General features: G+C 41.6%; 11 protein-coding genes, 5 tRNA genes and 1 other RNA gene. 1 reads left to right on the forward strand and 16 read right to left on the reverse strand.

Annotation, left to right across the window (positions count from 1 at the left end):
• Positions 1-3: 3 nt before the first annotated feature.
• The 9 genes from BUB11_RS00335 to BUB11_RS00375 all read right to left on the reverse strand — a co-directional run bounded on the left by BUB11_RS00335 (position 4) and on the right by BUB11_RS00375 (position 10600).
• Positions 4-1095 carry a GerAB/ArcD/ProY family transporter gene (locus BUB11_RS00335; RefSeq protein WP_073026950.1) on the reverse strand — a complete coding sequence of 364 codons (1092 nt, stop codon included), beginning with the start codon at positions 1093-1095 and terminating at the stop codon, positions 4-6.
• Between the two features lie 2 nt (positions 1096-1097).
• Positions 1098-2669 carry a spore germination protein gene (locus tag BUB11_RS00340; RefSeq protein WP_073026952.1) on the reverse strand — a complete coding sequence of 524 codons (1572 nt, stop codon included), beginning with the start codon at positions 2667-2669 and terminating at the stop codon, positions 1098-1100.
• Between the two features lie 271 nt (positions 2670-2940).
• Positions 2941-3195 carry a pro-sigmaK processing inhibitor BofA family protein gene (locus BUB11_RS00345; RefSeq protein ID WP_073026954.1) on the reverse strand — a complete coding sequence of 85 codons (255 nt, stop codon included), beginning with the start codon at positions 3193-3195 and terminating at the stop codon, positions 2941-2943.
• A gap of 270 nt (positions 3196-3465) precedes the next feature.
• Complete coding sequence (gene nifJ, locus BUB11_RS00350) at positions 3466-6996, reverse strand: pyruvate:ferredoxin (flavodoxin) oxidoreductase (RefSeq protein WP_073026956.1); 3531 nt, start codon at positions 6994-6996, stop codon at positions 3466-3468.
• A gap of 400 nt (positions 6997-7396) precedes the next feature.
• Positions 7397-7993, reverse strand: a complete 597-nt coding sequence (gene recR / locus BUB11_RS00355; protein WP_073026958.1) for a recombination mediator RecR — start codon at positions 7991-7993, stop codon at positions 7397-7399.
• A gap of 7 nt (positions 7994-8000) precedes the next feature.
• Complete coding sequence (locus BUB11_RS00360; protein ID WP_073026960.1) at positions 8001-8348, reverse strand: YbaB/EbfC family nucleoid-associated protein; 348 nt, start codon at positions 8346-8348, stop codon at positions 8001-8003.
• Between the two features lie 51 nt (positions 8349-8399).
• Positions 8400-10064, reverse strand: coding sequence for a DNA polymerase III subunit gamma/tau (gene dnaX, locus BUB11_RS00365; RefSeq protein WP_073026963.1), 1665 nt, complete (start codon positions 10062-10064; stop codon positions 8400-8402).
• Positions 10065-10180: 116 nt separating this feature from the next.
• An RNA gene (gene ffs / locus BUB11_RS00370) (signal recognition particle sRNA large type) lies at positions 10181-10446 on the reverse strand.
• Between the two features lie 62 nt (positions 10447-10508).
• A tRNA-Ser gene (locus BUB11_RS00375) sits at positions 10509-10600 on the reverse strand.
• Positions 10601-10922: 322 nt separating this feature from the next.
• On the opposite strand from BUB11_RS00375, the gene speD reads away from it, so the two are divergent.
• A complete protein-coding gene (gene speD / locus BUB11_RS00380) occupies positions 10923-11741 on the forward strand; it encodes an adenosylmethionine decarboxylase (RefSeq protein WP_073026965.1) in 819 nt (272 codons plus the stop codon).
• 77 nt (positions 11742-11818) lie between these two features.
• Here speD and BUB11_RS00385 read toward each other — a convergent pair whose 3' ends face one another.
• The 7 genes from BUB11_RS00385 to serS all read right to left on the reverse strand — a co-directional run bounded on the left by BUB11_RS00385 (position 11819) and on the right by serS (position 14888).
• On the reverse strand, positions 11819-12328 hold the full coding sequence (locus BUB11_RS00385; RefSeq protein ID WP_073026967.1) for a hypothetical protein: 510 nt from the start codon (positions 12326-12328) through the stop codon (positions 11819-11821).
• A gap of 215 nt (positions 12329-12543) precedes the next feature.
• A tRNA-Ser gene (locus BUB11_RS00390) sits at positions 12544-12634 on the reverse strand.
• A 46-nt stretch (positions 12635-12680) separates the two neighbouring features.
• A complete protein-coding gene (tadA, locus tag BUB11_RS00395) occupies positions 12681-13127 on the reverse strand; it encodes a tRNA adenosine(34) deaminase TadA (protein ID WP_073026969.1) in 447 nt (148 codons plus the stop codon).
• Positions 13128-13141: 14 nt separating this feature from the next.
• Positions 13142-13219 (reverse strand) — tRNA-Arg (locus BUB11_RS00400).
• Positions 13220-13327: 108 nt separating this feature from the next.
• Positions 13328-13404 (reverse strand) — tRNA-Arg (locus BUB11_RS00405).
• 16 nt (positions 13405-13420) lie between these two features.
• Positions 13421-13510: transfer RNA gene (locus BUB11_RS00410), tRNA-Ser, on the reverse strand.
• Positions 13511-13622: 112 nt separating this feature from the next.
• Positions 13623-14888 carry a serine--tRNA ligase gene (gene serS, locus BUB11_RS00415; RefSeq protein ID WP_073026971.1) on the reverse strand — a complete coding sequence of 422 codons (1266 nt, stop codon included), beginning with the start codon at positions 14886-14888 and terminating at the stop codon, positions 13623-13625.
• Positions 14889-14996 lie beyond the last annotated feature (108 nt).

Here is a 14996-nt window from a genome sequence, read left to right on the forward strand (position 1 = left end):
CCGTCAATTACCAGCTCCCCTCTTCCAGCGTGAGACTCCCCAAAGAATAGGTATCCAAAGAGCTACAAAGGGCATAGTCAGATACTCGTCAACAAGCCCAATTTCAGTAATTAAGGCGGGCCCCCTTATAAACCTGAAAGAGATTCCTAAAAATACGACTGCTATTGCATGTCTCCATTTTACTCCCTTCAACCCAAAGACACTTTCTAAACCCCAAATTACTGAGAAAAAGAGAGAGCCTATTTTAATGATCGCCGCAGAAAGCCAAACTCCCAAAAATAAAGATTCGACTCCCGCAACCGTCCGGCTTACTTCCACCAATTTTCCTAAAACAAGCAGCCCATAGACCAAGCGAATGGTCTCTGCTGGTCCGAAAACAAGCAATTGAATTAAGACTACTAAAGCGTCTAGGATACCTACCAAGAAAATAATTCGCCAGACTCCCTTTTTTAATTGACTAAGCTCTTGCTTCCCCGTGGGGAGAAAAGCAATAACTCCTGCTAGAAAGAGCATATAGGTCATCACAAAGGGTATTACCTTTATTGCTCCCAGAAAGAGTGGCTTAAATCCCTCGCTCAAAATAGGCAGAAGTTCCCCTTGTTCGATTCTTGGTATTGAAAGTCCAACATTTAAAAGCAATGCGAATACAATCAGTGGAAAGACTACCTCGGAAAAACGGGCAAACACTTCAATTCCAGACTTTATCAAGAACAAAACAAGAAAGATCCCGCCTAGGAAGAACACCCAGAGAGGAGTTAAGGGCATAATCGAAGCCTGATAAATATCTCCGACTTGTCCCAGCAACAAGCCTCCTAGATAAGCGACAATTAATATATAAATTAAACCTATGAAATTTCCTATCCATTTCCCAAAAACCGCCGCCGAAATTTGTAATAAGTTTTTGCGAGGATACTGTTCCGAAAGGGATAATATCATTAAACAATAGGGAATCCCCACTGCAAATCCCGGTAAAACACTCATCCAGCCATCCCGACCGCCAACTCCGGTCACTATCGATGCTACGGGGAGAAATGTTGTACCCATAAGTACGGCCGCTCCTAGGGTTGTAAATTGATGTGGTGAAATCCTTTCCATTGTTACCCCTTCCCATTTGGTCTGGGATCCTCTACGTCCATAAGTTGAGGACGACGCTTTAACGCCCACCATGGAGCCCGAACAAACGTATCCTGCAACAAGGCCCGAATACGCAACGGGGCTATCGGACTAGTGTATGGCACTCCGAATGAACGAAGGCCTAGCAGGTGAATTAATATTACATAAAGACCCACAGTTACCCCAAAAAATCCGAGAACACCTGCCAAAATCATAAGTGGGAATCGAATGAGCCGGACTGCAAGACTCAAATCGAAGGTTGGAATTGCATAGCTAGCTACAGCTGTCAATCCAATGATTATAACCATCAGGGGGCTGACTAGGCCGGCAGTCACAGCTGCATCGCCGATAATAAGTGCCCCAACAATCCCTATCGTTTGCCCAATCGGTTTTGGTAAGCGAAGCCCTGCTTCCTGCAATATTTCTAAAACGACAGTCATAGTAAAAGCCTCAAGAAGGGCTGGAAAGGGCACTCCTTGTCGGCCTGCCGATATACTCATGAAAAGATCTGTTGGAATAATTTCCTGATGAAACGTCGTCACTGCAATATAAACGCTAGGGGCAACAATGGCCACAAATGCTCCTACATACCTTACAAAACGTGAAAGGATGGCAACCATGGCCCGTTGATAGTAGTCTTCATTTACATTTAAAAACTGTGTTAATATTGCTGGTACCACAAGCACTATGGGGGTTCCGTCGACAATAATGCCCACTTTCCCTTCTAAAAGCTTTCCTGCTAGAACATCTGGACGCTCCGTGAAGGAGATTTGAGGAAAGGGAGAATAAGGATTATCCTCAATCATTTCCTCTATATATCCATTCCCTAGCATGGCATCCATCTTAATTTTGCTCAGCCTCTTGAAAACTTCCGAGACGATATCTGGACTTGCTATTTTCTCAATATAGGTAACTACAAGGTCAGTATTTGTCATATCTCCAAGTTTTAGAGAGATGATCCGTAAGGAGGGGTGTTTAATCTTGCGCCGCAAAAGTGAGGTATTAATTCGAAGCGTTTCCGAAAATCCCTCACGTGGTCCTTTGACAATTGATTCCGTAATTGGTTCAGCAACGCCGCGATGAGCCCATCCTCTTGCACCGATAACGATAGCCTCCGTCAAGTTGCCGAAGAAAATTACTGAATCACCGGATAAAATTGTATCGATAGCATCTCCCATTTTGGATATCTTCTTAATCTCTATACCCGGGAGTAGGCTTTCCATTGTTTTATCGATAACATTGGATAATGTCATTTGTGCTAATTCTGGATGTCCAGCAAAGTCCACCATAAGAGGTTTCAAAATAAATTCGTCCAGTAAATTCTTATCAACCAACCCATCTACCGCTACTAACATACAGGGAATACGATCTTTCCCTTGGAGGAAAAACTCACGGAAGACCACATCGCTACTCTTAGATAAAATCTCCTTTACTGTTTGTCCTGATAAAGGCTTTTTTAGATCCTCGTCAAACGAATACGCGGGAGATTTCCTTATCTGCCGCTTTCCCTTCGGACGAATGGTAAGTTCTTTGATCATTTTCATCCAACTGCCCATGTTACTCCCTCCGATAGCTTATTTTGTCCGACAACGAGTTGATTATTCGTCAGTCTTTAGTTCTCTTCCTTATTACGTATAACCTAACCCCCTTCTCCCTGTTTTGATCAACCAATATATTCTTCTGCATTCGTTCTTAAGTTTTAGCCCTTTGGTAACTTTAATAAAAAAAATGGGGAACTACAGTAAGTAGTCCCCCATACACTCTCTGATTCTTTCCGTAAATAAATACTTGTTTATAATGAAATTCTTAGGTAAAAAAGCAAGACGTCTAAATCCCAAGCAACTGTAACACTAATAGAGCTAAAACACCAGGAAAGCCCAGCAATCCTACAATTAAAATTGTAAAGAGATTAATCGGGATATCTAATCCAATGACATTTAGTATTAAGTTAAAAAGCCACAGTCCAACAATTCCCCCTAAAATATGTATTAGGACTTTGAGGATTAATCGAGGTTGTCCTAATGAAGAACGTACAATCAACGCCAATAAAATTACAAATAGTCCCAAAAAAACAAAGGTCATGAAAATCCTCCTTTGCCTAAAGCATAGTACATCATATGCTCGCAAGGACAAAGTAGAACTAACCAATCCTTATGTTTCCTTAGTAGCTTTATGAGCTAGGCAAAAATTCCGAATAGGAATGTTCGAGGTATGATAATTAACATGATTCAACCAAGGATGGCGAAAAGAGACCGCTGGCTGAAATTTATTCTTTCTGGTCACAACAAAAGAGAGCAGGGTTTTGCCTGCTCTCTTCGAGTGTAACGATCTATGCTACATGTTTACTATTTCTTAGTCCCACTTTTGGTCAGCTAAACGTTTGTAGGATTCATAACGCACCTTGGCATACTTTTCGGCGCCTACGAACAGTTCTTCTGCACTTTCCGGGAAGGTATTCAGCAAGGAAGAGTAACGAACTTCTCCCATGATAAAGTCACGGAATGAGGCACTGGGCTCCTTGGAATCTAAGCTGAATGGATTCTTACCTTGATCAATCAAATCTGGATTGTAGTGATAGAGGTGCCAGTAACCGGCGTCAACCGCTTTCTTCTGTTCTTGTACACTCTTCGTCATACCAGCCTTCAGACCGTGATTGATACAAGGAGCATAAGCAATGATCAAGGAAGGTCCTTTATAGGCTTCCGCTTCTTTAATAACCTTAATCGTTTGAGCCATGTTAGAACCTAAAGCAATCTGCGCGACATAAACATATCCATAGCTCATGGCAATCATGCCAAGGTCTTTCTTACGAATCTTCTTCCCTGCAGCAGCAAATTTAGCTACAGCTGCACGAGGAGTGGACTTAGAGGATTGTCCTCCAGTATTGGAGTATACCTCGGTATCCATAACGAAGATATTCACGTCGTCTCCAGAGGCTAGAACATGGTCTAAACCACCAAATCCGATATCATAAGCCCAACCGTCTCCACCGAGGATCCACTGGGATTTTTTGATGAGATGATCTTTCTTAGCATTGATTTCAGCGAGGACTTTGTTATCCCCTACGTAACCGTTGAGACCTGCAAGGATCTTAGCTGTCGCAGCTTTAGAAGCGTCAGCATCGTCCCAACCCGCAATCCACTCTTGGAATGCTTCTTTTAACTCAGCACTGATCTCCATCTCGAGGGCTTGCTTCATCAAATCAAGGAGTTTTTCGCGTTGTTGGCGAACGCCCAAGTACATACCATAGCCAAACTCAGCATTGTCTTCAAATAAGGAGTTAGCCCAGCTGGGTCCTTTGCCTTCTTGGTTCGTGGTATATGGCACTGATGGAGCACTGCCGCCCCAGATGGAACTACAGCCGGTAGCATTGGAAATCATCATGCGATCACCATATAGTTGGGTGATAAGTTTAACGTAGGCAGTCTCACCACACCCTGGGCAAGAACCGTTAAACTCTAATAACGGTTGAGCAAACTGGCTGCCTTTTACGGTCGTTACATCGAAGAGCTTGCTCTTGTTTTTAAGAGTAATGGCATACTCCCAGTTCTTAGTTTGTTGTTCCATCTGCTCTGCCGCCGATTTCATAATCAGTGCCTTTTCTTTAGCTGGGCAAACTTCAACACAGTTTCCACACCCTGTGCAATCCAGCGTACTCACTTGCATACGGAATTGCAAACCTGCTGCTTCTTTACCGATTGCTTTCTTACCCACAAAGGTTTCAGGGGCATTTTTTGCTTCTGCCTCATCAATTAAGAACGGACGAATCGCTGCATGCGGACATACATAAGAACATTGGTTACATTGGATACAATTTTCGATCTGCCATTCTGGAACGATAACGGCAATACCGCGTTTTTCGAAACTAGCAGTTCCTACTGGGAAAGTTCCGTCTTCACGTCCTGCGAACGTACTTACCGGGAGGCTGTCTCCCTCTAAGGCATTCATTGGACGAAGAATGTTCTTGATGAAATCTGGCTCTTCCACAGCTGCAGCCGCTTGTGCCTGTGCGTTGTCACCATTTTCCCAAGCAGCAGGTACTTCAACTTTGACGAGGGAAGATACTCCAAGATCAATAGCCGCTGTATTCATATCAACGATATTTTGACCCTTTTTACCATAGGTTTTTACAACGGAGGCTTTTAGGTAGTCGACAGCCTCTTCGACAGGAATGACGTTGGCAAGCTTAAAGAAAGCAGCTTGCATGACCATGTTAATGCGGGAACCAAGACCGATTTTGCGAGCAATTGATACAGCATCAATGATGTAGAAGTTAGCTTTGGTTTTCGCCAAGGCCTGTTTCATTGAAGCAGGGAGTTTTTCTTCCAGTTCTTCTGGAGTCCACTGACAATTCAGAACAAAATTGCCGCCTTGTTTAAGCCCTTTTAAAAGATCATATTGGTAGACATAAGTTTGGTTATGACATGCAATATAATTCGTTCCTGTCACATAATAAGGGGATTTAATTTGCTTTTTACCAAAGCGCACATGGGAAACTGTAATTCCACCGGATTTTTTACTGTCATATTGGAAATACGCTTGTGCATAAAGCTTGGTGTGATCTCCAATAATCTTAATCGCTTGTTTATTAGCACCGACAGTACCATCAGCACCCAGCCCCCAGAATTTGCAGGAAATTGTCCCTTCTGGAGCAGTGTCAATGACTTCGTCCTCTGCCAATGATTTATTAGTCACATCATCCACTATACCAATGGTAAAACCATTTTTAGAGCTTTCAGCCTTAAGGTTTTTGTAAACAGCCAGGACTTGAGAAGGAGTCGTATCTTTAGACCCTAAACCATAACGGCCGCCGACAATCACAGGTTTCATATCGCTGGAGTAGAAAATATCCTTTACATCCAGATAAAGTGGTTCTCCATTAGCTCCGGGTTCTTTGGTACGATCAAGAACTGCAATTTTCTTAACGGATTTAGGCAATACTTTAAAGAAGTAATCGCTGGAGAACGGACGATATAAGTGAACCTTAACAACGCCGACTTTTTCTCCTCTGGCAACGAGATAATCAATAGTTTCTTCAATCGTGTCACAGATCGAGCCCATGGCCACAATAACATACTCTGCATCTTCTGCACCATAATATTGGAATGGATGATATTCACGGCCAGTAAGTTTCTTATATTCTTGCATATAATGTTCAACCATGTCTGGAATAACATCATAAAAACGATTAGAAGCTTCTCGACCTTGGAAGTATACATCAGGATTTTGAGCGGTTCCACGAAGTACAGGACGTTCAGGATTCAAAGAAGCATCGCGGAAAGCTTGAACTGCATCCATATCTAAGAGTTTAGCAACCTCTTCATATTCTGGCACTTCAATTTTTTGAATTTCATGAGAGGTCCGGAATCCATCAAAGAAATGAAGAAAAGGAACTCTGGATTTAACAGTCGCTAAGTGAGCAATAAAACCTAAGTCTAAAGCTTCTTGCACATTATGAGAAGAAAGTTGAGCAAATCCAGTAGCACGTACGGACATGACATCTTGATGATCACCAAAAATAGATAGTGCATGGGTTGCTAAAGCACGAGCGCTCACATGGAATACACAAGGCAAAAGTTCCCCGGCAATTTTATACATGTTAGGAATCATTAAAAGTAAGCCTTGTGAAGCCGTGTATGTAGTTGTTAAAGCCCCTGCCTGCAGTGATCCATGAACTGCACCTGCGGCTCCTGCCTCAGATTGCATCTCTACAACTTTCACTGTTTGTCCAAAAACGTTTTTTCGTCCATGAGCAGCCCACTCGTCAACTAACTCGGCCATCGTCGATGATGGAGTGATAGGGAAGATAGTAGCAACCTCAGTAAACGCATATGAAGCGTGTGCGGCCGCCTCGTTCCCATCCATAGTCTTCATTTTAGCCATAATTTTTCTCCTCCTAATTATGTGATTAATTTAATTTTTTAGGACTCATAGTTAAGTAATCCTACTTATGGCAATCCCTCTTTCAATTCCATTGAGCAAGTTAAGGAAGAGAAATCAGGCCTTGAAAAGATTGAATGTTTGTAAAACTGGTACAAAAATAGGCTGAGGGAACACATTCAGGCCTTGCCCCGAATAGTTCCCTTTGACACAGTATATCTTTTATTGTTATACGGGTCAATAATAAAATCTATATCTGACAAGTTTAGTTTTTCACAAATGGCCCCTATTCCTGAACTGATATTTTTAATAGTTAACGCCACTAACTTTCCGCTTTTTAAGCAGATGATTAGTGGCGTTAAGCCTTTGATCAGTTACACAATTGAAAGTCTCATTTAGTTTCTTATAAGTCTCTTCTGCCTTCTAATGCCCGCGCAATAGTAATCTCATCAGCATATTCCAAATCTCCGCCCACAGGTAAACCGTGCGCTATTCGGGATACCCTTATTCCCATAGGCTTTAGCAGGCGTGCTAAGTACAATGCCGTGGCTTCCCCTTCCACGGTGGGATTCATAGCCATAACAACTTCTTTGATGCCATCTAAACGTTTTAAAAGTTGCTTTATAGTCAACTGCTCTGGCCCAATGCCATCCATTGGGGAAAGCACACCGTGGAGTACATGGTATACTCCTTTAAATTCCCTGGTTTTCTCCAAGGAAACTACATCTCTAGGATGTTCAACAACGCAGAGAGCGGTTTGATCTCTTTGTGTATTATTGCAAATCGCGCAGGGGTCTTGGTCCGTAAAGTTTGAACAAATTGAGCATTTCCTGATATCTCGGTTAGCTATTACAATAGCTCTTGCTAAATTATCAGAAATTTGAGGTTGTTGAAGGAGGTAAAAGGCTAACCGTCCAGCTGTTTTAGGTCCAATCCCAGGTAAACGGGCTAAACTGCTTATGAGATCCGCTAAAGGCTGTGGATATTTCAAGAAATCCATAGATCACCTAGAATAATCCGGGGATTTTTAAACCACCGGTCAATTTGCCCATTTCGTTACTAGTCATTTCTTGTGCTTTCCTTAAGCCTTCGTTTAAGGCTGCTTTTACAAGATCCTCCAGCATTTCTATATCCTCAGGGTCGACAGCTTCCGGTTTGATCTTTAACTCAACCAATTCCATCTTCCCACTCACTACTACTTGAACCATTCCTCCCCCGGAAGAAGCATCTACTGTCTTAGTTTGAAGTTCTTCTTGCATTTTTGCCATATCTTCTTGCATTTTTTGAGCCTGTTTTAACATCTGGCTCATATTACCACCCATACCGCCGCCGCCCATTCCTTTGAAACCTGCCATTTTAAAAACACTTCCTATCTTTGTTTATTCTAAGCTTTACTTTAATCACTCTTATTCTCTAACCACCACGAGATCTGGACCGAACATGTCCTTAGCCTTGTTTATTAAAGCCTGTTCTTGACTTTTTAAGTCTCTGCTCTCAAGAGTTTCAATAGTTTCGAATTCATTTTCCATGTGATTTTGTATTATTAAGGCAGTACCAAATATTTGTTTGAGGACTTCCTCGATGGTCTGTCTATTCTCAACTTGATTAACTTTGTCCTTGTGAAAGGAACAACCTTCGCGGAATAGAATTATCAATGTATTGCCCTTAAGTTGGGCTGGTTTTCCTTCCATCAAAAAGGCTTGAGTAGACTTTTTGAGTCTTTTGACTTGATCCGTAACATCATTCCAACGCGCTTGGATAACCTCTATACTTAAGTCAAGCGCACTATCTGTTGCAGTGTTCTTAGAGATTATAGAGTTCCCTGATTCAACAGTTTTAACTGCGGCGTTTCGTGTATTCACTCCACCCGTTTTAGAACTGACAAGCGGTTTCACGTCTGGATTTTCTTTACTAATTACAGGCGTCCCTTTTATCTGTTGTTCAACGGCAGACAACCGCTTTAAAATCTCTTCCTGCCCATTAAAAGTTAAGGGTTGCCTTTCATGAATGGTCTGGACCAATAAGAGTTCGGCAGCTAATCGAGCATTAGACGCATATTTAAGCTGCCCTTCTCCTTGTAACAGTATTGAAATCCAGCGCAGAATTTGGGAAATTCCAATTTGTCTACTTTGTTTAATTAACCAATCTTGAATATGGGGTGCTACCAAAGGAGTTTCTCCTGTTGAGGCAGTTAACAACATTTGGCGCAGATAATCTAAGAGCTCTCTAATAATCTGCCGGGGATCTCGTCCCTGTTGGATACCCTCAGATAAATAGTTTAAACATTTGCCATAATCGCCAGAAGCCAATTCATCAACTAACCGAGAACTATAGGTCTCCCCAACCATTCCCAGTACCAGATACACCTCTTCCACTCCAATCGGATCATCCTGGAGAAGACATTGATCTAGGATACTTAGGGCATCTCGAAGTCCTCCCTCAGACTTCTGTGCAATCACGACCAAGGCACTTGAATTAACTTGTCGCTTTAAAGACGTACATACTTCAGTCAGCCGCTTTTGGATATCTTCAACTGGAATTCGATGAAATTCAAACCGTTGTACGCGTGACAAGATTGTTAAAGGTATTTTTTGCACTTCTGTCGTGGCTAAAATAAAAACAACCTGTGGAGGAGGTTCTTCTAAGGTCTTAAGTAAGGCGTTGAACGCCTCTGTCGTCAACATATGTACTTCATCAATAATATAAACCTTATGTTTCCCTTTTATCGAACTTAGTTTAATATTCTCTCGCAAATCTCTGATTTCATTAATACCTCGGTTTGAAGCAGCATCAATTTCAAAAACCTCCATGGCCGAGCCTTGGTCAATACTGATACAGGAAGAGCATTGATTACAGGGTTCTTCACCCTCTCGCTGTTCGCAGTTTATAGCCTTAGCCAAGATTTTTGCAGCGGTCGTTTTACCCGTACCTCTCGGGCCGCTGAATAAATACGCATGCGCGATTTTCTCTTGTTTTAGAGCATTCAGCAAGGTTTTAGTAATATGTTCTTGTCCTACTATGTCTCTAAATAGTTTTGGGCGCCATTCACGATAAAGTGCTAAATAAGCCATTTTTTTCACCCTCGATAAACAGAGTGTAATATATTATTTCTAAAACAAATCAGTTTATACTTTGTAATTAGTACCAAAAAAGATGGTACATGACCACCTTTGTCTCAAATAAATAGCCGTACACCCTTGATCGAACCATCGCCTCCGAACGTTACCTTGGTCGGCAAACTCAATTCAGGCAACCTCACGGCACACAAAACGCTCTCCTTAGTGCTGCTTCCGTCAGGATCTGACACGGTTCGGAGTGTTCTGTTGCGTGAGACCAAAATCTCATCGTTGCCTTCCAAAGACAGCTTCACAGGCGTGGACCTTTCGCGGGAATTCCATCTTGCTAGAGCGGGCTGCAAGTTACAGGGAACCGCTACCTCCCCATCTAGTACGGCTAAATCAATTATAGCAAAATAAAAAGCCTAAGTCGAATACTTTGGCTCAAAACCTCTAAAATGGCGGAGAGAGAGGGATTTGAACCCTCGACACCGGTTGCCCAATGTACCCGCTTTCCAGGCGGGCGCCTTCGACCACTCAGCCACCTCTCCAAATGTCCCTTAAACTATAAAAACATATTGCGTTTCGATGAATTTAGTGAACAAGAGAGATTATATCGCAAACAGACGGACACGTCAATGCCTAAGGGCCTGTAAATATATGTATTTTCCTGATTTCCTTGTCTATTTGCTGATTACTGAATATTTTTATCCTAAATATCGTACAGTATGCTGTGTATCTCTATAAATTAGAGGTTTTATTGCGACTATTACTCACTCCTTAAGATTAATCTAAAGTTATACCTTCAGTTAATAGTAATTTACTCTTATCAAATTTATTTTGACTGAATTTTAATAAGTTTGGAGGGCGAACATGGAAATTAGACAACTCAAAGAACTTAAATTATACGGATTCAATAACCTTACAAAAACCCTGAGTTTTAACATGTATGATATTTGCTATGCCAAATCACCTGAGCATCGACAGGAATATATTCAATACATTGATGAAGAATACAATTCAGAACGTCTGGCAAGGATTCTTACAGAAGTATCCAATATCATTGGTGCACATGTTTTAAATATCGCTAAACAAGATTACGATCCGCAAGGGGCTAGCGTTACTATGCTTGTTTCAGAAGAACAGGAAGACACGATTTTTAAAAAAACAACATCTTCAACAGATATCAATGAACCCTTTCCTTCGGATGTTGTTGCCCACCTTGATAAAAGTCATATTACTGTTCACACATATCCAGAAAGCCATCCCAATAAAGGGATTAGCACCTTCAGGGCAGATATTGATGTCTCAACTTGCGGTAAGATTTCTCCTCTGACAGCACTAAATTATCTTCTTACAAATTTTTCCTCCGACATTGCTGTAATCGATTACCGAATTAGAGGATTTACTCGTGATCTTGAAGGAAGAAAGTTTTTTATAGATCATAAAATTAATTCCATTCAAAATTATGTAGCCAAAGAAAAAAAAGAGCTCTATCAAATGATTGATGTAAATGTCTATCAAGAAAATATTTTTCATACTAAACTGATCTTGAAAGATTTTAATCTCGATAACTATTTATTTGGCACGGCTAAAAAGGAACTTTCTCCTAACGAAAAGAAAAGAATTAAACAGCGTCTGACCAAAGAAATGGCCGAAATATTCCACGGGAGGAACATACCTAGAGTATAAACTATAAAATGGCGAGAACCTTTAAAACTGGGTATTTTTAAAGTCCTTGCCATTTTTATGACTCAGCTCACCATTCTTTAAATTTTTGGTAGTGATTGTGGTTCATGAATTTCCATGGTGAAATTTTTAGGTTTGAACAAACGCTCGTCTCCTAAATTTACTGCTATCGTCATTTTTGTTACTCCAAAAGCAAGGTGAGATATGAAGGTAGCTATAGCATCTTTGGGTTTGACAGGAAAAATGGAAGTTGCACCGAGCCTAGAGGCAATTCCGTATAAAACACCCCATTCAGCAGCGCCTAAGGCAGCCCCTTTTATAAAGTTCCTGTCTTTCCCCATTAGAGTAAGCCAATATACGCAGGTGACTCCAAGTCCCATTGCAATCATATTGTCAGCAATAATACCTACGGCTTTCCCATAATGAGATAAAATATCGGGTTTTTTTAGAAAAATACCAGCAGCAGTAGTGTAGCCATTACTCTTTGAAAATCCTTTTCTGTTAGAAACCTGCTCAACGGCTATTTTAGCTAGATTACCTCCTAATCCTGAGATAATACCTAACGAAAATCTGTCTGTAATTTTCTTCACTTAGTTTCACCTCTCATTTATTTGTCATGTGTAATATTTCAGTTTAGTTTTCCCTTCCTAAACGTTTCCTATTACTTCCAAATTATGCTAGGTAAAAAAAGCGTGCTGTCGCACGGCTCAAATCAGTTATCCACAAATCAAAAATTTTATACTTTCTTGTACAACAAAAAAGTGCCTTCGCGTTCACCCGCGAAGGCACTTAATTCTTCATGTAATGGCGGAGGAGGTGGGATTCGAACCCACGGACGGCTCACACCGTCAAACGATTTCGAGTCGCTCTCGTTATGACCACTTCGATACTCCTCCGTATATAGCGTCACCCAAAACTATACTATAAGATACCGCTGAAAATTCAGCGCAATCTCCTGAAAAACAATTTTAAAATGTCAGCGCATTCTTCTTCTAAAACCCCGGCAACTACATCGACTCTATGGTTCCATAAAGTATAGTCTAAGACATTCATAACTGAACCTGTGGCTCCACCTTTTAGGTCCATCGCTCCATAGACAAGTTGCTTTATACGAGACTGCATGATAGCTCCTGCGCACATTGGACAAGGCTCTAACGTGACATACAGGGTTGCATCCTTTAATCGCCAACTTCCTAATACTTTCGCTGCCCGTTGGATTACTAAAACCTCAGCATGCGCTGTGGGGTCATTTTTCTGTTCTCTTTCATTATGCGCTAAGGCTATCGGTTGACCATTATGAACAACTACCGCTCCAATCGGAACTTCTCCTTGTTCAAAAGCCATTTGAGCTTGTTCAAGCGCCATACGCATCCAATCTTGATGAAGCATAATTACCTCGATTATGGTGACCCCGGGAGGAGTCGAACCTCCGCAAGACAGGGTTTAGGAAACCCCCGCTCTATCCACTGAGCTACGAGGCCATAGTAGAACATAACAGCAATATTAAAACCATCATATGTCTAGAACGTTTTAAAAGAGTAAAAAGTTCGATATACGAATCTCGGATATCGAACCAAGAACATCAATAATGGTGCGTTCGGAGGGATTCGAACCCCCGACATTCAGATTCGAAGTCTGACGCTCTATCCAGCTGAACTACGAACGCAAATGGTAAACTTTAATGGCGGAGGGGGTGGGATTCGAACCCACGGACCCCTTGCGAAGTCACCGGTTTTCAAGACCGGGTCCTTAAACCACTCGAACACCCCTCCAAGTAAAACAACCGAATAAAAGCATATCATATATGTCCAAAAATATCAACTAGTAATAATTAGTATTTATTGGAAATAATATAGTGATAAAAGATTTTCTTTTGATAAACTATCAACCGATATATTCAACACCCATATAAGGCTGAAGCACTTTAGGAACACGAACTCTGCCATCTTTATCCTGATAATTCTCCATAATAGCCGCAACTGTGCGTCCAATCGCCAGTCCACTGCCATTTAATGTATGGACAAACTCAGGCTTATCCTTAGGTCCTCTGCGAAAGCGAATATTTGCTCGGCGCGCTTGAAAGTCTTCGAAATTACTGCAAGAAGATATTTCCCTATAGGTATTAAAACTGGGTAACCATACCTCTAAATCATAGGTTTTAGCAGATGTAAAGCCGAGATCTCCCGTCGATAATGCCATAACTCGATAAGGAAGTTCTAATTCTTGAAGAATACTTTCGGCATTCTTCGTCAGCAATTCAAGCTCCTCATAAGAGTTTTCAGGCAGTGAGAACTTGACCAGTTCTACTTTGTTGAACTGGTGTTGGCGAATAAGCCCTCTCGTATCCCGCCCTGCCGAACCCGCTTCAGAGCGAAAACATGAACTGTATGCGCAATGGCGAATTGGCAATTGACTGCCATCTAATATTTCATCACGATAAAGATTTGTCACAGGAACTTCTGCCGTAGGAATTAAAAAGTAGTCTGTTCCAACAATTTTAAAGGCATCATCCTCAAACTTAGGCAGTTGGCCTGTCCCCATCATAGAAGCACGATTGACCATATAGGGAGGAAGTATCTCTGTATATCCCCCAGTTGTATGGCGATCAAGCATAAATGAAATAAGAGAACGCTCTAGCTTAGCACCTAACCCTTTATAAAAGGTAAACCGTGCCCCAGTAACCTTAGCAGCTCTGACAAAATCAAAAACATCCAACTTTTCACCGACTTCATAATGGGCTTTCGGCTCAAAATCAAAAATTCGAGGGGTTCCCCATGCACGAACTTGAACATTGGCACTTTCGTCTAAACCTACTGGCACAGAAGCGTGAGGTATGTTTGGAATTTCATAGAGTACTCTTTCCATCTCTCGTACAATGTCCGCTGATGTTTCTTCTAAGTCTTTAATGGTTTGACCAACTTCTCTCATTTCTAGAACGAGACTTTCAGCATCTTCTCCATTTTTCTTGAGACGCCCAACTTCTTCAGAAACCGAATTTCTACGGGCCTTTAAAGTCTCAATTTCAAAAAGTAGTTTGCGCCTTTCTTCTTCTTGTTTTAAGAAGTGGCCGAGACTAATAGAAACATGACGCTTTTCTAATGCCTCTTTAACTGCTTCAGGGTTATTACGAACAAATTTGAGATCCAACATACTAACACCCTCCCATGCCTGTAAGAAAACTTGGCTAGCGCCAAGCGCTGGCCAAGGATGGCCGAGTATCCCTGTAGCCATGGATGGCGAGAAGGGACCCTTCAGGCG

Origin of the sequence: Desulfosporosinus lacus DSM 15449 (assembly GCF_900129935.1) — a bacterium.
In the GTDB taxonomy this organism is placed as follows: Bacteria; Bacillota; Desulfitobacteriia; order Desulfitobacteriales; family Desulfitobacteriaceae; genus Desulfosporosinus; species Desulfosporosinus lacus.

What these genes read in the sequence shown, in the direction of transcription:
- BUB11_RS00345 (WP_073026954.1), bottom strand. Translation starts at nt 3,195, where the DNA reads ATGACCTTTGTTTTTTTGGGACTATTTGTAATTTTATTGGCGTTGATT.
- speD (WP_073026965.1), top strand. Translation starts at nt 10,923, where the DNA reads ATGGAAATTAGACAACTCAAAGAACTTAAATTATACGGATTCAATAAC.
- tadA (WP_073026969.1), bottom strand. Translation starts at nt 13,127, where the DNA reads ATGCTTCATCAAGATTGGATGCGTATGGCGCTTGAACAAGCTCAAATG.
- serS (WP_073026971.1), bottom strand. Translation starts at nt 14,888, where the DNA reads ATGTTGGATCTCAAATTTGTTCGTAATAACCCTGAAGCAGTTAAAGAG.
- recR (WP_073026958.1), bottom strand. Translation starts at nt 7,993, where the DNA reads ATGGATTTCTTGAAATATCCACAGCCTTTAGCGGATCTCATAAGCAGT.
- BUB11_RS00340 (WP_073026952.1), bottom strand. Translation starts at nt 2,669, where the DNA reads ATGGGCAGTTGGATGAAAATGATCAAAGAACTTACCATTCGTCCGAAG.
- BUB11_RS00335 (WP_073026950.1), bottom strand. Translation starts at nt 1,095, where the DNA reads ATGGAAAGGATTTCACCACATCAATTTACAACCCTAGGAGCGGCCGTA.
- dnaX (WP_073026963.1), bottom strand. Translation starts at nt 10,064, where the DNA reads ATGGCTTATTTAGCACTTTATCGTGAATGGCGCCCAAAACTATTTAGA.
- BUB11_RS00360 (WP_073026960.1), bottom strand. Translation starts at nt 8,348, where the DNA reads ATGGCAGGTTTCAAAGGAATGGGCGGCGGCGGTATGGGTGGTAATATG.
- nifJ (WP_073026956.1), bottom strand. Translation starts at nt 6,996, where the DNA reads ATGGCTAAAATGAAGACTATGGATGGGAACGAGGCGGCCGCACACGCT.